Origin of the sequence: Bradyrhizobium sp. 164, assembly GCF_023073715.1 — a bacterium.
Lineage (GTDB): Bacteria > Pseudomonadota > Alphaproteobacteria > Rhizobiales > Xanthobacteraceae > Bradyrhizobium.
The window spans coordinates 157,603-172,998 of record NZ_JADPKA010000008.1; the positions used below are offsets into that span (position 1 = coordinate 157,603).

Annotated in this window: 15 protein-coding genes; 2 read left to right on the plus strand and 13 right to left on the minus strand. The window is 63.1% G+C overall.

Going from position 1 to position 15,396, the window contains the following annotated elements:
• Positions 1-2: 2 nt before the first annotated feature.
• From IVB01_RS03850 to IVB01_RS03880, 7 genes are all read right to left on the minus strand, one after another.
• On the minus strand, positions 3-596 hold the full coding sequence (locus tag IVB01_RS03850; protein WP_247281131.1) for a TRAP transporter small permease: 594 nt from the start codon (positions 594-596) through the stop codon (positions 3-5).
• Positions 597-760: 164 nt separating this feature from the next.
• Complete coding sequence (locus IVB01_RS03855; RefSeq protein WP_247281102.1) at positions 761-1,558, minus strand: MBL fold metallo-hydrolase; 798 nt, start codon at positions 1,556-1,558, stop codon at positions 761-763.
• A gap of 13 nt (positions 1,559-1,571) precedes the next feature.
• A complete protein-coding gene (locus IVB01_RS03860; protein ID WP_247281103.1) occupies positions 1,572-2,348 on the minus strand; it encodes a TatD family hydrolase in 777 nt (258 codons plus the stop codon).
• A 12-nt stretch (positions 2,349-2,360) separates the two neighbouring features.
• Positions 2,361-4,325, minus strand: coding sequence for a methionine--tRNA ligase (gene metG / locus IVB01_RS03865; RefSeq protein ID WP_247281104.1), 1,965 nt, complete (start codon positions 4,323-4,325; stop codon positions 2,361-2,363).
• Between the two features lie 47 nt (positions 4,326-4,372).
• On the minus strand, positions 4,373-5,419 hold the full coding sequence (locus IVB01_RS03870) for a DNA polymerase III subunit delta' (RefSeq protein ID WP_247281105.1): 1,047 nt from the start codon (positions 5,417-5,419) through the stop codon (positions 4,373-4,375).
• Positions 5,416-6,099, minus strand: a complete 684-nt coding sequence (gene tmk, locus IVB01_RS03875) for a dTMP kinase (RefSeq protein ID WP_247419508.1) — start codon at positions 6,097-6,099, stop codon at positions 5,416-5,418. Before tmk ends, IVB01_RS03870 begins: the two co-directional genes overlap by 4 nt.
• A 2-nt stretch (positions 6,100-6,101) precedes the next feature.
• Positions 6,102-7,364 carry a D-alanyl-D-alanine carboxypeptidase family protein gene (locus tag IVB01_RS03880; RefSeq protein ID WP_247281107.1) on the minus strand — a complete coding sequence of 421 codons (1,263 nt, stop codon included), beginning with the start codon at positions 7,362-7,364 and terminating at the stop codon, positions 6,102-6,104.
• Positions 7,365-7,518: 154 nt separating this feature from the next.
• Here IVB01_RS03880 and IVB01_RS03885 point away from each other — a divergent pair, with 154 nt between their 5' ends.
• Positions 7,519-8,475 carry an alpha/beta hydrolase gene (locus IVB01_RS03885; protein ID WP_247281108.1) on the plus strand — a complete coding sequence of 319 codons (957 nt, stop codon included), beginning with the start codon at positions 7,519-7,521 and terminating at the stop codon, positions 8,473-8,475.
• Here IVB01_RS03885 and IVB01_RS03890 read toward each other — a convergent pair.
• Both IVB01_RS03890 and IVB01_RS03895 read right to left on the minus strand, forming a co-directional pair.
• Positions 8,469-9,404: a septal ring lytic transglycosylase RlpA family protein gene (locus IVB01_RS03890; RefSeq protein WP_247281109.1), complete on the minus strand. Its 936-nt coding sequence runs from the start codon at positions 9,402-9,404 to the stop codon at positions 8,469-8,471. The genes IVB01_RS03885 and IVB01_RS03890 overlap by 7 nt on opposite strands.
• Before the next feature lie 960 nt (positions 9,405-10,364).
• Entirely contained in the window at positions 10,365-10,598 is a 234-nt protein-coding gene (locus tag IVB01_RS03895) for a hypothetical protein (protein ID WP_247281132.1), read from the minus strand.
• Positions 10,599-10,822: 224 nt separating this feature from the next.
• Here IVB01_RS03895 and IVB01_RS03900 point away from each other — a divergent pair, with 224 nt between their 5' ends.
• Complete coding sequence (locus IVB01_RS03900; RefSeq protein ID WP_247419504.1) at positions 10,823-11,413, plus strand: TIGR00645 family protein; 591 nt, start codon at positions 10,823-10,825, stop codon at positions 11,411-11,413.
• An 18-nt stretch (positions 11,414-11,431) separates the two neighbouring features.
• Here IVB01_RS03900 and IVB01_RS03905 read toward each other — a convergent pair whose 3' ends face one another.
• The 4 genes from IVB01_RS03905 to IVB01_RS03920 form a co-directional block, all read right to left on the minus strand.
• On the minus strand, positions 11,432-11,749 hold the full coding sequence (locus IVB01_RS03905; protein ID WP_247419502.1) for a DUF1476 domain-containing protein: 318 nt from the start codon (positions 11,747-11,749) through the stop codon (positions 11,432-11,434).
• 237 nt (positions 11,750-11,986) lie between these two features.
• Positions 11,987-12,178, minus strand: coding sequence for a hypothetical protein (locus tag IVB01_RS03910; RefSeq protein ID WP_247281133.1), 192 nt, complete (start codon positions 12,176-12,178; stop codon positions 11,987-11,989).
• A 371-nt stretch (positions 12,179-12,549) separates the two neighbouring features.
• Positions 12,550-13,224: an endonuclease/exonuclease/phosphatase family protein gene (locus tag IVB01_RS03915; protein ID WP_247281112.1), complete on the minus strand. Its 675-nt coding sequence runs from the start codon at positions 13,222-13,224 to the stop codon at positions 12,550-12,552.
• Positions 13,224-15,371, minus strand: a complete 2,148-nt coding sequence (locus tag IVB01_RS03920) for a VTT domain-containing protein (RefSeq protein WP_247449075.1) — start codon at positions 15,369-15,371, stop codon at positions 13,224-13,226. The genes IVB01_RS03915 and IVB01_RS03920 overlap by 1 nt, the downstream gene beginning before the upstream one ends.
• Positions 15,372-15,396 lie beyond the last annotated feature (25 nt).

Genomic DNA, 15,396 nt, shown 5'->3' on the forward strand with positions numbered 1-15,396 from the left:
GCTCAACCTCCGCCGCCCTGCGAGATGCGCTCGATGAATTCGTCGGGCGTCTCGTCCGGCGAGCCCTTCTCGTAGCTCGGCCGGTTGCCGCCGACGACATTGACCATTTCATCGATCAGCGCGATCGACAGGATCGCAAGGCCGCCAGCAAAGCCGAGCTGCGGAATCCAGAGCGGAAGCGCGACGACGCCCTGCGCCACGTCGTTAAAGCGCCAGGAATCGTAGGTCATCCGCACGGCATGCCAGGTGAAATAGAGGATGAACGCCGCGGCAATGCCGAGCGCAACGATCTCAGCCACCTGCTTGGTCCGCCCGTGCAGACGCTCCAGCAGCAGGCCGACACGGATCATCTCTCCGCGCTTGAAGGTGTGCGCGAGTCCTAGGAAAGCCATCGCGGCCATGCACCAGGACGCGAAATCGTCGCCGGCGGGAATGTTGATCGCAAACTGACGCCCGACCGACATGACCATCATGATTGCAAAGATCGCAACCAGGAAGACGCCCGCGGCGTAGCCCGCGCCGAGATAAAGGAGGTCCAGAGCGCGTCGCACCAGTCCTCGAGCCGCTACATCGTCCGCTGCCAACGCAATCCCCATCTTCACATGAGGCGATTCAACCGACCCCGGCGATTGCACGTCAAGTGCTGGTCCTGCTTGAATATCGCCCTGTCCGACGCCTGTCTTTCAGACGTTAGATCAACATGATGAGGCGGCCACAAGCAAGGTGTATGCCGGCTGCCAGGAGAATTTCCACCGCGGGTTTAGTGCGTCTCCAGTCGCAGCCCGTCATAGGCCGGCACCACGCCCGCGGGCAGCGACTGCCTGATGACCTCGTAATCGACGTCGGCGGTCATGTTGGTGATGACCGCGCGCTTCGGCTTGAAACGTTCGATCCACGACAGCGCATCGTTGATGCTGAAATGGCTGACATGACTGGTGTAGCGCAGGCCGTCGACGATCCAGAGGTCCAGATTTTCCAATGCGCCCCAGCTCTCGCGCGGGATGTCGTTGAGGTCGGGTGTGTAGGCGGCATCCCCGATGCGGTAGCCGAGCGCGGGAATATTGCCGTGCTGCACCAGGAAGGCGGTCATCGTCACCGCGCCGCCCTTCCCCAAAATCGTCTGACTTTCGCCCGCCTCGATCGAATGCCGCGTCAGGATCGGCGGATAGTCGCTGCCCTCCGGCGAGATGAAGCAGTAGGAGAACCGCGACAGGATGTCCTTCGCGGTCGACTGGTTGAAGTAGGTCGGGATGCGCCGTCGCATGTGCATGACGACCGAACGCAGATCGTCCATGCCATGGGTCTGGTCGGCATGCTCGTGGGTCAAGAACACGGCATCGATGTGGTCGACGTTGGTGGAAAGCAATTGCTCGCGCAGGTCCGGCGAGGTGTCGATCAAGATGCGTGTGGTGCCGTGCTCGGACTTTCGTTCGACCAGCAGCGAGCAGCGGCGACGGCGGTTCTTGGGATTGTTGGGATCGCAGGCGCCCCAGCCGAGCGCCGGGCGCGGCACGCCGGCGGAGGAGCCGCAGCCCAGGATCGTCAGCGTCAGTGTCATGCGGCTCCCAGTCTCAAGCTTTCACCTTCGAGAACAGACGGAAGAAGTTTTCGGTGGTCTGGCGCGAGATTTCCTCGGTCGACACGCCGCGTGTCTCGGCGAGCACCTTTGCGACTTCGACCACATAGGCCGGTTCGTTGCGTTTGCCCCGGAATTTTCCGGGCGCAAGATAAGGCGAGTCCGTCTCGACCAGAATACGATCGCGCGGCAGTTCGGCCGCAAGCGCGCGCAGGGATTCCGACTTCTTGAAGGTCAGGATACCCGTGAAGCCGATATACAGCCCGAGCGAGACCGCCTTCAGCGCCAGCTCGCGCCCGCCGGTGTAACAATGCAGCACCGCGCGAAACGATCCGCGTGCGGCCTCATCCTCCAGGATGCTGGCACAGTCCTCGTCCGCCTCGCGGGTGTGGATCACCAGCGGCAGGCCGGTGGCGCGGGCGGCGGCAATGTGGGCGCGAAAGCCCCTCGCCTGCGCCTCCGGTGAGCCGTTGTCATAGAAATAATCGAGCCCGGCTTCACCGAGCGCGACGACCTTGGGATGCTGCGTCAGCGCGATCAGCTCGTCCGGCGCGATGCCGTCCTCCTCATCCGCATTGTGCGGGTGAGTGCCGACCGAGCAATAGACATCGTCGTAGCGCTCGGCAATGGCGACGAGATCGTTCAGCTTCCGCACCCGCGTCGAGATCGTGACCATGCGTTTGACGCCGGCTGCACGCGCACGCGACACGATCCCGTCGAGATCTTCCGCAAAGTCCGGAAAATCCAGGTGGCAATGACTGTCGACCAGCATCGCGCGACCGCCTCAGGCCGCCGGCTCGACGTAGCGCGGGAACGCCGGTTTCGGCGCCGGCAGCGTCGAGCCCGGCGCGATGCGCGAGGTGCCACCCAGGGTGGCGAAGCTGCGCTCGGCTTCCGGGATGCCGAGGCTGTCGAGCAGCAATCCCGAGGCGGTCGGCATCGCCGGCTGCGTCAGAATCGCGATCTGGCGCACGACTTCCGCGGTGACGTAAAGCACGGTCTTCTGCCTGGCGGGATCGGTCTTGGCGAGCGCCCACGGCGCCTCGCCCGCGAAATAGCGGTTGGCCTCCGCCACCACGGCCCACACGGCGTTGAGCCATTGGTGGATCTGCTGCGTGGCCATGGCTTCACGCGACGTGGCGATCATGCCGTCGGCCATCGCCAAGATTGCGTTGTCGTTGTCGCTGAACTCGCCGGGCTCCGGCAGCACGCCGCCGAGCTGCCTGGCGATCATCGACAGCGAGCGCTGCGCAAGGTTGCCGAGATCGTTGGCGAGATCGGCGTTAATGCGCGCGACGATGGCCTCGTGATTGTAGTTGCCGTCCTGGCCGAACGGCACCTCGCGCAGGAAGAAATAGCGCATCTGGTCGACGCCATACTGGTCGGCGAGGTTGAAGGGATCGACGACGTTGCCAACCGACTTCGACATCTTCTCGCCCCTGTTGAACAGGAAGCCGTGGGCATAGATCCGCTTCGGCAGCGGAATGCCCGCCGACATCAGGAACGCCGGCCAATACACCGCATGGAAACGGATGATGTCCTTGCCGATGATGTGCACGTCGGCGGGCCAGTAGCGCCAGTTCTCGTCGCTCTCGTCGGGGAAGCCGACGCCGGTGATGTAATTGGTCAGCGCATCGACCCAGACATACATCACGTGCTCTTCATCGCCGGGCACCTTGACGCCCCAGTCGAAGGTCGTGCGCGAGATCGAGAGATCGCGCAGGCCACCTCTGACGAAGCTTACCACCTCGTTCTTGCGGGAGTCGGGCCCGATGAAATCGGGATGATCCGCATAAAGCTTGAGCAGCTTGTCCTGGTACGCCGATAGGCGAAAGAAATAGCTCTTCTCCTCGACCCATTCGACCGGCGTGCCCTGCGGTCCGAGCCGCAACCCGTCATCGTTCAGGCGCGTCTCGTCCTCGGCGTAATACGCCTCGTCACGGACCGAGTACCACCCCGAATAGGTATCGGCATAGATGTCGCCGTTCGCTTCCATGCGCCGCCAAATCTCCTGGCTGGAGCGATGATGCTGCTCCTCGGTGGTGCGGATGAAGCGGTCGAACGACACGTTCAGGCGCTCATCCATCTCCTTGAAGCGGCCGGCATTGCGGGTCGCGAGCGCGGACACGGACATGTTTTCACCGGCCGCCGTCTGCACCATTTTTTGACCGTGCTCGTCGGTGCCGGTCAGGAAGAACACGTCCTTGCCATCGAGCCGCGCAAAGCGCGCCAGCACGTCGGTCGCGATCGCCTCATAGGCGTGGCCTATATGCGGGCTTCCGTTGGGATAGGCAATGGCGGTCGTGATGTAGAAGACGTTATCGCGCGCGGGGGTGGCAACGGGCGCGGCCGTTTGCGGCGCTGCGACGGGCTTTGGCGCACGCGGCGCCTTCAGCTTGGCGGCTCTTTGAGGAGCGGCGACAGGAGCTGGCGCGGCGATCACGGCAGGCGCAGTCACCCTCGCCTTCTTGACCACGTTCTTCGCCGGAGCCTTGGCCGGCGTTTGGGCGGCGGTTTTCTTCGAGGCCTTTTTGGCGACGACCTGCTTCTTCGCCGCCCGGCCGGCCTTCTTTGCCGTCTTCCCTGCGCTCTTCTTCACGCCTTTTTTGGCGACAACCTTCTTGGTCTTCTTGACCGTCTTGGCACCTTTGCGCGCACGCGCCTTCACAGCCTTCTTCGTGGCTTTCTTGACCGCTTTCTTCGCAGCCTTCTTCTTGCCCTTGGCGGTTTTTTTAGCTCGCGTTGCCACCACGAATTCCTTTACCGGCTTCTCGAAAATTGGAAACGAACCTGCGCCTAGCGCGTTGCGTCCGCCAGCCAGCCGAACACCGAGAAAACCAAGGGCTTGCGCTCCAGATTGTAGGTTTCGGTGTCGCGCGCGGCGCGGACGATCTTTTCCCATACCTCAGCTAGACGCGCAAGGCGCGGCAGATTCTGGTTCGTATTGGCTTCGTCCGCATGCAGGCGTTCGGCGATCCAGCGATCGATGCCGTCGATGAAGGCGGCAAGCGCGACGCGGTCGCTGGTCCCGAGCGAATCGCCGAGCGTGTGCAGTTCGCGCGGATCGACCTGCGGCAGACGCGCGAGCAGTGCCGCGGTGCGCTGCTGGAGCTTGAGCGCGTCACCGCCGAGCAGCGTCAGTGCCCGCGCCACGCTGCCCTCGGAAGCCTCCGCCGCCTCGTGCAGCGCCGGATCATTCGGATCGAGGTCGCCGGCCGAAGCCGCCGCACTGATCACGTCATCGGTGGCGAGCGGGCGCAGGCGCAGCTTGCGGCAACGCGACTGGATGGTGGCGAGCACGCGTGCCGGCGCGTGGCTCACCAACAGGAATAGCGATTGCTGCGGCGGTTCTTCGAGGATCTTCAAAAGCGCGTTGGCCGCGTTTGGATTGAGCTCGTCGACCGTGTCGACGATGCAGACGCGCCAGCCGTCGGCGGCAGCCGTCGAGCCGAAGAAGCCGATCGTCTCGCGCGTCTCGTCGACGGTGATCACGGTGCGCATCACGCCGCGATCATTCGCGGTGCGCTCCAGCGTCAACAGCCCGCCATGCGAACTCGCCGCAACCTGCCGCGCCACGGCATCGTCGGGATCGATCGCAAGGTCTTCGGCGCGCTGCACGGACGGCGCCAGCGGCTGGCCGTGGGCGAGCACGAAGCGCGCCATGCGGTAGGCCAGCGTTGCCTTGCCGATGCCTTGCGGTCCGCCGATCAGCCAGGCATGCGGGATGCGCCCGCTGCGATAGGCTGCGAGCAGCGCGGTCTCGGCCTCGCGATGCCCAAACAGCTTCGATGTCTCGCGCGGATGCGGAATGGCGGTTTCGCGCTCGGTCCGACGCGGGCTCATGCGGAAATCACCGCGGGCGTGGCAAGGAGACGTTCGCGCAGCGCCGTCCAGACGCGCCCGGCAACCGTGTCAGCATCGGAATTGGCGTCGATCAGCGCACAACGCGCGGGATCTTCCGCGGCGATCTTGCGATAGGCGTCGCGCAGGCCTTGGTGGAACTTGAGATCCTCGCCCTCGAACCTGTCGGGTGCGGCGCTGCCGCGGCGCGTGGCTGCCCGCTGCAAGCCGATCTCGACCGGCAGGTCGAGAATGATGGTGAGATCCGGCTTGAGATCGCCGATCGTGACCCGCTGCATCGCGTTGATCAGGCCATCCGGCACGCGGCCGAGGCTGCCCTGATAGGCCCGCGTCGAGTCGGCGAAGCGGTCGCACAGCACCCAGACGCCCTGGCTGAGCGCGGGCTGGATTACGGTGCGGACGTGGTCGTCGCGGGCAGCGGCGAACAGCAACGTCTCGGCTTCGGGGCCGAGCAGCTTGCCCATGCCTGACAGCACCAGATGTCGCATGATCTCGGCGCCAGGCGAGCCGCCCGGCTCGCGCGTGACGAGGATGCGCATCCTTGCCGCCGTGAGGCGGTCGGCGAGCTTCTTGATCTGGGTCGACTTGCCCGTCCCTTCGCCGCCCTCAAAGGTGATGAAGCGCCCGCGTCCCGACGGCCAGCGTACCGCGCTTTCACTCATGATCAGAGCTTCTCGGCGCCTGCGCGGAACATACCGATCACGAGCTCGCTGGCGCCGTCGATTGCGCGGCGCATGGTCGAGCCGGTGCCGATCGCTTCGGCGGCATAGACCGGCGTCTCAACCGCGATGGTGCCGCTGCGCCAGACCTTGACCACCCCGACCTGCTGGCCGGCCTCGACCGGCGCGCGCACCGGGCCGCGATAGACGATGCGGGCGATCAGCTTGTCGCTGCCGTTCTTGTGGACCATCACTTTCACGGGCGTCTTGGCCACGAGCTTGACCGAGCGGCTCTCGCCGCCGAACACCTTGGCGTAGCCGACGGGCTGTTCGGCTGCGATCAGGGTGCGGGTCTCGAAATTGCGAAAGCCCCATTCCAGCATCTTCTTGGCTTCCGTGGCACGGTCCTCGGGATCATCGAGCCCGTTGACGACAACGATCAGTCGCGTGCCGTTTTGCACGGCCGAGCCCACCATGCCGTAGCCGCCTTCCTTGGTGTAGCCGGTCTTGAGCCCGTCAGCGCCTTCCATCGAATTGAGTAGCGGATTGCGGTTGGGCTGGCGGATCTTGTTCCAGGTAAACTCCTTCTCGCCGAACAATTTGTAGAACTCGGGGAAATCAAGGATGATGTGGCGGGCAAGGATGCCGAGCTCGCGCACCGTCATCTTGTTGCCGGGATCGGGCAAGCCGTTGGAATTGGCGAAGGTCGATCTGGTGAGGCCGAGCTCGCGTGCGCGCTTGGTCATGAAGTCGGTCGCGAAAATCCGCTCGTTGCCCGCGATGGCTTCGGCGAGCGCGATGCAGGCATCGTTGCCGCTCTGGATGATCGCGCCATGCAGGAGATCACTGACCGAGACCTTACTGTTGATCGCGGCGAACATGGTCGAGCCCCCGGAGGGCGCGCCGCCCCGGCGCCAGGCGTTCTCGCTGATCCGATATTCGTCGGTCAGCTTGATGTCGCCCTTCTTGATGGCGTTGAAGACGACCTCTGCGGTCATCAGCTTCATCATGCTGGAGGGCGCGCGCAGCTCGTCGGCGTTCTTCTCGAACAGCACGCTGCCCGAGGAGGCCTCGATCAGGATCGCAGTCGGGGCGTCGCCGTCGAAGCCGGTGTCTTCCGCCTTCTTGGCGCCCTGCACGCTCTGGTTGGCGGCGTAGAGCGCCCCGCCCCATCCGATGCCCGCGACCAGAATCGCCGCGATCAGCCCGCGCGCCAGCGCACCGGCGGTGAACCGGGGGCGACGAAGCAAAGAAGGACGAAATGTCATGGCCAAGCCCTGAGAGCGGCGTTCTACCAGTTGGAACAGATGCGAACAACACGGAGGTGGACGCCTGTCCCTGAGATTGCACGATTCTCCTCGCGCCCCTATCGTGGCATCTTATATTTGCCGACCAAACCCCTGAAGCAAGGCGGAAACTTGAATGTCCTCAACCCGTATGATCAAGGCCAACGGGATCGAGCTCTTCATCCGCGAGCAGGGCCAGGGTCCGCTGGTGGTGCTGTGCCATGGCTGGCCGGAACTGTCCTATTCCTGGCGCCACCAGATCCCGGCACTCGCGGCCGCCGGGTTTCATGTGGTCGCTCCTGACATGCGTGGCTACGGCCAGAGCGCGGCGCCCCCTGATGCGGCCGCCTACTCCATCTTCGACACGGTCGGCGATGTCGTCGGCCTGGTGCAGGCGCTGGGCGAGAGCAAGGCAATGGTGGTCGGCCACGATTGGGGCGCTCCGGTCGCCTGGCACGCCGCGCTGTTCCGCCCCGACATCTTCACGGCGGTCGCGGGCCTGAGCGTGCCGCCGCCGTTCCGCGGCCGCGGCAAGCCGCTCGATCTGCTGCGCCAGGGCGGCATCACCAATTTCTATTGGCAATATTTCCAGACGCCGGGCGTCGCCGAGGCCGAGCTCGAGCGCGACGTCGCCCGCACCATGCGCATCGTGCTCGGCGGCCGCGGCCTCGCCGATCCCTCGGCGGCCATGTTCGTGCAGGAGGGCAAGGGCTTTCTCGGCCATGCGGGCGCCGAGGAGCCACTGCCCCGCTGGCTGAGCGAGGCTGACCTAGCCTATTTCACCGAAAGCTTTCGCAAATGCGGCTTCCGCGGCGGGCTGAACTGGTACCGCAACATCGACCGCAATTGGGAGCTGACGGCGCCCTGGCAGGATGCACAGATCCAGCAGCCGTCACTGTTCATCGCCGGCTCGAAGGACGCCGTCATCACCGGCCTGATCGGGGCGAAGCGCGTCAACGAGCTCGAGCGCGTGCTGCCCAATCTGAAACACAAGCTGATCCTCGAGGGCGCCGGCCATTGGGTGCAGCAGGAGCGGCCCGAGGAGGTGAACGCAGCGCTGGTGAAATTCCTGACGGCGAGCACAACTCAGTAGAGGCCGCGGCCACTCAGGATGCTGCGGGCCTCGGCCGCGCCATCCGAGGCGTAGGCGCCGGACAGCGCGCTCTCGGTCGCATAGCGGCCGTCGTCGTCATAGGACACGGCACGGGCGTTCTGGTGGCCCCGGCCCCGGCTGCGGCTCGAGGCCGACATTTCCGAGGTCGCGTTGAGCGAGGCCATATCGGCCGAGCTGTTGCCGAGATTGTAGGGCCGCCCCTCCGGCATCGGAACCTCGCCGCGAATGGCACCGCGGCTCGACGAGGGCAATTCCGGCACGAAAGGCTTGGCCGAAGCGACCCGGACCATTGAGGGGGTCGGCGCCGGAACGCCGGTACGCAAGGTGGCTATCAGCTGGCGATCGTCGGAGCCTTCCAGCGGCGCCCGGCCGACATATTCGACCCGGACCTTGGCGACGCCATTGCCTTTGAATTCAAGGAGTTCGGCGGCCTTGTTCGAGACGTCGATGAGCCGGTTGCCGTGATAGGGCCCGCGGTCGTTGACGCGGACGATCAGCGACTTGCCGTTGGAAATATTGGTCACCCGCGCATAGGACGGCATCGGCAGGGTCGGATGCGCCGCCGTGAGCGAGGTCATGTCGAACACTTCGCCGTTGGCGGTCAGGCGGCCGTGAAAATCATCGCCATACCAGGACGCCATGCCCTCGGCACGATAGTTGACGTCCTCCTCCGGCACGTAGGTCCGGCCGGCCACGATATAGGGCTTACCGACGCGGTAGGTGCCGCCGCCCTTCGGGACCGGGTCACCCCAGGCCACCACCCTTGGGCTTGAGGACACGCCATATTTCGGATCGACGCGGCTGGCGAACTTGGTCGAAGAGGCGCAATTGGCGAGCGCAAGGCAGGTCGCGACCGCCGCAACACCGCGCGCGGCCCGCAAAACCGAATCTGACCGTCGGATCCCCATTTGCCCCAAATACCATTCCGCCGGCGGCATGCCCAACCCGCACTGGCTACGGGAGCGCCGTCCGGTCCTTTGATCCGAGGCAGCCCACCACCGCATCGGAAGCAGTAACGATAACGCAACCCGAACACGGCGGAAATGGGGAGCCCACAGCGATCACGCCGGCATGGTAAACGGGACGTTCGCTTCCCCCGTGATCTACGGAACGCAGGGCCCTGCTCTGTGCCAAGGCTGGACATTCTGTTGCGCCAAATCCTCACTCCATCCCCATTGTCACGCCGCTCAGGGAAATTCTTTTGACTGTGCAAGGCCGCACGCGTTCTCTCGGATGCAGGGCGGGATTTGGAATTTAGCGATGATCGAGACGGTTTCGGCACTGATGGGTCTGGTAAGCGCGGCGATCTTCCTTGCCCATGCGTTTGAAGGTTACCGCACGAGGGCCTGAAGGCACTCGCGCGGGACGGCAAGCATTCACTTCTTTCAAGGCGGCACGTTCGGACAATTTTAATCGATCCGATCGAGCATCGAGGACGAGAGCGGCAGGTGTCCCATGCGCAACCATGACCTCGTATCCGATGGCTTCCTGGCATTGACCGCAGGCGGCCTGGTCCTGCTCTGCTCGAGCCTCGTGGCACTGGCCTTCGGTTAATCTCGGGCGCGATCTTCGCGCTTTCCCGACGACGACCACACTTCGCTGCAAACAGTGTTTGCCCGGGATTGTCCCGCTCCCGTTTAGTTGATTGAATTTCCGCATTCGGCGCCTCGACTTAATTTCAAGAGGCCATCACCAACCAGGGTGAGTCACATGCTTGCCGAGAAGTTTTTTCTTGTTCTTGAATCCCTGATCCGCGGCGATCGCACCTATCCGGACGGAAGCCCCAGGGTCATTAGCACCTCCCCGCACGTACCGGTGAAGCTGCCGAGCCGGAAATAGCCCGCTCGCTTTTCCCACTCACCCGCCGCTCAGCGCAGGCCGAGCAGCGAGCGCCGGTAGCGGCCGTCCCGAGCCTCGTTCAGGCAGACGAAGCTGCCGTCAAAGCCCTGGCGATATCGCTTCTGGCCCCTGGTGTAGTAGACGCCCTTCCTGAAATCGAGCCAGACCACCTGATCCTGCGGACAATGGCGCTGCGCCTGCGCCTCATAGCGGAACGGGGTTAGTGGCGTTGCCGACACGTCCGCGCCGCCGGAGCCGGCCATGATCGCGGCTGCGAGCGCGATCCCACCCGCCCATGTCCCGCTGCGAAACACTCCCCGCCTCCCGAACTTGATTCCGTGCTGGCCGAGCGCGCGACGGCCGCCCGGCACGGTAGCACGAAACGGCGCGATCCCTGGCAAACGACCGGCTTGCGCCGCGTCTTCCGCCGGCCATCTTGCCGGGTTACATGGCAGCAAGATCATCTCCATGCGAGGATGCTGCCTGAATGTCGGTTGAGCCTGGATTCCAGTCCGAACGCCGCATCGAATCCCGACCGCCATTGCCGCGTCTGGGCCTGCTGCCGATGGTCATCTTCGGCTCGCGCTGGCTGCAGCTGCCGCTGTATCTCGGACTGATCGTGGCGCAGTGCGTCTACATCGCGCTGTTCCTCAAGGAGCTCTGGCATCTGTCCTGGCACTCGCTCGACCTCACCGAGCAACAGATCATGATGAGCGTGCTGGCCCTGATCGACGTCGTGATGATCTCCAATCTCTTGGTGATGGTGATCGTCGGCGGCTACGAGACGTTCGTCTCGCGGCTCGATCTCCAGGGTCATCCCGACGAGCCGGAATGGCTCGGCCACGTCAATGCCAGCGTTCTCAAGATCAAGCTCGCCATGGCCATCATCGGCATATCCTCGATCGCGCTGCTGCGCACCTTCATCGAGGCCGGCAATCTCGGCTCGAACCGCGCCGGCTTTACCGAGACTGGCGTGATGTGGCAGGTGCTGATCCACCTCACCTTCGTCTTCTCGGCGATCGGCATCGCCTATGTCGACAGGCTCAGCGATGCCGGGGCGCGCAAGCACGCCGAATGAGGCATAATGGCCAGCCTCTCATGTGCCAGCTTCGAGCTGCTGCATGACCTGGCGCAGGTATTCCAGAAGCTTCTGCGCGACCTGCTCGCGCGCCACGCCCTTGGCGGCGAGATCGGCGGACACCTTGCTCACGATGTCGTCGATGGTCTGCCTCTCCAGATTGTCCGTGACCAGCGCCGTTGCGTAGCTTGCCGCGTCGTCGTTGCTGAGGCCGAGCTGGCTTGCGGCCCAAAGCCCGAGCAGCCTGTTGGACCGGGCCGTCGCCTTGAACATCAGCTCCTCGTCGTGGACGAACTTTGCTTCAAAGCCCTGCTCGCGCTTGTCGAACGTGGTCATGGTCAGCTCCATTCTCGTTTCGCTGATGTGACATACTGGCTGGGAGCGAACGTCTCCGTGGTTCACTTCACCCTAAGCTTCCTCCCGGAAGGCAAACGCCGTCAAGCCCGCCGATGGGCGTGGGACCGGGCGCGCGCAAGCTGGTCTTGAGCAAGGGGAACGCCAACCGGCGTGAGACGCCGGCGGCATCGGTTTGAAAGATCGGTATGGGAGATTGTTGGCGCCGACCGCGTTTGGTCAGCCCTTCGCCGCGGCCGCCTCCCGCGCGAGGCGTTCGGCCTTCAGCCGTTCCTTGTTGGCGTAAAACGCCTTCTGCGCCGCCTCATGATCGCGCATGGCCTTTTCGGCCTCGAGCCGGCGCGCTGCATCACGTGCCTGGCGCTGCTCGGGAGTCAGAGGCTTGCGTCGGAAGGAAAGGTCTTCAGTCATGGCAACACAACGTGGCGGCGAGGAAAAAGTTCCGCATGCTTGAGCTGAAGCATAGACGCTGACCAACGAAGTTTGCGAAAACAACCCCATGCACAGTAGCTAAGTCTTGTTGGCACAACGCCTTTTGCATTCGCGCAAAAGCCGGTTGACCCGTCGGGCAAAACAGTGGCATTCTGCCATCTTCGGAAAATCGGCAAGAAGGCTGATCGGGATCCCTTCCCGAACGCTAATGATCCGGAAAAAATGCGCAGCGGTTTTCCGAAAAGATCATGTCAAGACAACAACCTAAAGCGCGATGACGATTCGTCCTAATCTCATCGCGCTTTGGGGAAAGCGGCGAGCGAGAAGATCATCTTCCCTCGGGAAAATATTCAGATCTCTATTTCTGCAATCACCGGCAAATGGTCTGAATAGGCTCCTGCCTCCCGGTCGGTCCACACTTTCCCGAACCGGGCGTCGGGCGTCGCATAGATTCTATCAAGGCGTAGAACGGGCAAGCGCGCCGGGAAAGTCCGCAAGCGTGTCCGGTTTGGGCAAACCTGCGCGAGCACACGCCGCACCGATTTGACCCAAAACCAGTCATTGAAGTCGCCGAGAACGACGGTCTTTCCGGGCTTCACAAGGCTGACCAGGGCCTGAGCTTGCGCATACCGCTCATGGATACTCAAGCCGAGATGAGTAGCCACCACGCGCACATGGCCGACAGGTGTCAGCAGTCCCGTGGCAATCGCCCTACGGGGCTCCCGCTCCCGATACGACACGTCGACGATCTCGGGCACCCCGGAGAATGGAAAGCGGCTTAGGAGCATCTGACCGTAGTCGCCATCCTCGGTGACGATCGACTTGGCGTGAACGCGGTGATCGCCGACAACACTTGCCAACTTCGCGAATGGATTGTCTGACCGCGATCGCGAATCCACCTCCTGAAGCGCGACGACATCGGGGGCCCACCGGCGAACGATCGAGCAAACACCCTCCAAATCGAACTTCGTATTGAGATTGAACGTGCCATGCACATTCCATGTCATGAAACGCATCGCCGCCATCAGCGCCTCCCGGCGAGCCAGGTCGCGACGAATTGTGCGCCTACGCAGATTCCGAGCCAGCTCAAAAACGCCAAGACCAATAGCAATATGTTGCTCCAGGAAGCATCCCTGGCCAAATCTGCGATTTGAGCCCCCAGAACTGCCATGGCGAGAATACCGGGCATCATGCCCAGCAGAGTTCCAACCATGAAGTCGCGGAGAGGCAGCGTGCTCGCACCAGCCACGACATTCACCACCGAGAACGGTGCTATCGGAATCATCCGGATGACGACGACAGCCAGAATACCCTTGCCTAAGACGCGTTCCTGGATGCGCGCTGCACGTCGTCCGAGTAAACGCTGGAGTCGCTGTCGTCCGAGTGCCCGCCCGAGCGCAAAAAGCACGAGGGCGCTGAGCAAGACGCCGGCCATTGCGGTAATGAACCCTAGCCAGGGCCCAAGCGCGGCAGCAGTTGCTGCAATGAGTACGAGAACCGGAAACACGACCAGCCCGCCGACGACGAAAGCTGCGATCGCGAATGGCGGCCCCCAGATAGACTGCGAGTAGGCAGACAGGAACGTTGAAATACGACCCGCGTCGGCGAAATCGCTCAAAGACGTGTACGACCAAGCCATCGCCAATCCAAAAAGCGCCACGGCTATCGATACGATCCCTATTAGAGTCTTCGTGCTCCACATGCGAGATGCCGCCCGCTCGAGATGGAGAGGCCGCTCAGGGTCGGCCACCGGCTGAACCATTGTGGCCAGAGTACTGGTCAGAACCGAGGACTCCACTTCCCGCAGCGCCTTCGCCCCATCAGCTCTCGACACGTCGTCCAGGAGCGCAAAAAGACGATCCTCATTTCGCGTTATGGTCTGTTCGTCGAGATCGCAGAAATGGGCAATCAGGCGACGGCGGACCGAAGCGATGAAGTTTCTATGCTCGTCGGATGCAGCTTCAAAAATAAGGTCACACTCACTATCGGCACCCATCGACCGATTGTTCAGGTTAGCCGAGCCGATTCTCAAGATCCGATCGTCGACGGTCATGAGCTTGCTGTGCACCATCACGGCAGCTTCGGTATCCCCGCTGGGTGAGACCGGGTAGACGAAGCGGATACGATCTGCCACTCCGGCCTCATTGAAGCAGTCGATGAAGGCACCACGGCCGTTTTGCATGGCTTGGGATTCTACCCAGGACGAATGCAGTTTGGGAGTGACAACGAGAACCCGAAGCGAAGGCGCGCGAAGCATCTGCTCGGCCAATTCCCGCGCTATCTTGATAGCGCTGGTAAACTGGTTTTCGATGTAAACGAAGCTCGTCGCTGACCGGATCGCTGCAACCAGTGAGCGCTCGACCTCCTTGATCCTCGAACCTGCAGGACACACGATCTCTGTCCTGGCGATACCCACCGGCACGTGCTCCGCCTCAACCGGCACATTCGCCGGCCACCGAATGCTCTTCAGCGCGCGCCGAGGATGAACCTGTTGACCTGCCGCACGCCAGCGTTCCTCCGCGAGGTCGGCTAGCCATGCCGCAGCATGCCCGTCGACCATGCATTGAACATCATGAAACGGTGGGTATGGCTTACCCGCAGGGTCGCAGCGCAACGCGTGATCGGCGCGATGGTCGCTCGTGTCCCAGCGCCTGATCGTCAGGTCGAGCCCGCCAACGAACGCCAATGAACCGTCGACACAGACGATCTTCTGGTGTTGGGCGGAACCAAACGGAAGTGTGGAATCCAGATGAAATCGGACGCGGCCACATGTTCCGGCGGTGAATTTTGCCGCGGAATTCCATTCCCTTTCGGACGCGTAAAACGAGACGAAGTCCCAGATCAGAATATTAATCCACAGGGCGGGACGGCGTTGAACGAGCGCGCGGAGGAATGGGCCAAGCTGTTCCGGCAGACCATCATCCGCTCGTCCGGAAGCTCCGACCAGCCTGGTCTCACTATGGATATCCCATCCGATCACATAAACTTGGTCTTGCGCCTCCAGCAGCGCATCCCGCAGGGCCGCGAAATAAGCGGCAGCATCATTCAGAACCGCGACGCGGCGCGCTTCGCACCGCCGCCAGACGGTATTGCCGGGGATCAGGGTCGATGAACTCTGAAGCAGGTGGACCTCGCAAGTCGCGTTCGTGTCTAAAACGCTGTGAATGCTCAACGGGTTCCGCGTCCTCGGAGACGGG

Bases quoted from the DNA above. Each gene is read 5' to 3' on its own strand.
- IVB01_RS03850 (WP_247281131.1), bottom strand. From the start codon at position 596: ATGGGGATTGCGTTGGCAGCGGACGATGTAGCGGCTCGAGGACTGGTG.
- IVB01_RS03855 (WP_247281102.1), bottom strand. From the start codon at position 1,558: ATGACACTGACGCTGACGATCCTGGGCTGCGGCTCCTCCGCCGGCGTG.
- IVB01_RS03860 (WP_247281103.1), bottom strand. From the start codon at position 2,348: ATGCTGGTCGACAGTCATTGCCACCTGGATTTTCCGGACTTTGCGGAA.
- IVB01_RS03870 (WP_247281105.1), bottom strand. From the start codon at position 5,419: ATGAGCCCGCGTCGGACCGAGCGCGAAACCGCCATTCCGCATCCGCGC.
- tmk (WP_247419508.1), bottom strand. From the start codon at position 6,099: ATGAGTGAAAGCGCGGTACGCTGGCCGTCGGGACGCGGGCGCTTCATC.
- IVB01_RS03880 (WP_247281107.1), bottom strand. From the start codon at position 7,364: ATGACATTTCGTCCTTCTTTGCTTCGTCGCCCCCGGTTCACCGCCGGT.
- IVB01_RS03885 (WP_247281108.1), top strand. From the start codon at position 7,519: ATGTCCTCAACCCGTATGATCAAGGCCAACGGGATCGAGCTCTTCATC.
- IVB01_RS03890 (WP_247281109.1), bottom strand. From the start codon at position 9,404: ATGGGGATCCGACGGTCAGATTCGGTTTTGCGGGCCGCGCGCGGTGTT.
- IVB01_RS03895 (WP_247281132.1), bottom strand. From the start codon at position 10,598: ATGGCCGGCTCCGGCGGCGCGGACGTGTCGGCAACGCCACTAACCCCG.
- IVB01_RS03900 (WP_247419504.1), top strand. From the start codon at position 10,823: ATGTCGGTTGAGCCTGGATTCCAGTCCGAACGCCGCATCGAATCCCGA.
- IVB01_RS03905 (WP_247419502.1), bottom strand. From the start codon at position 11,749: ATGACCACGTTCGACAAGCGCGAGCAGGGCTTTGAAGCAAAGTTCGTC.
- IVB01_RS03910 (WP_247281133.1), bottom strand. From the start codon at position 12,178: ATGACTGAAGACCTTTCCTTCCGACGCAAGCCTCTGACTCCCGAGCAG.
- IVB01_RS03915 (WP_247281112.1), bottom strand. From the start codon at position 13,224: ATGGCGGCGATGCGTTTCATGACATGGAATGTGCATGGCACGTTCAAT.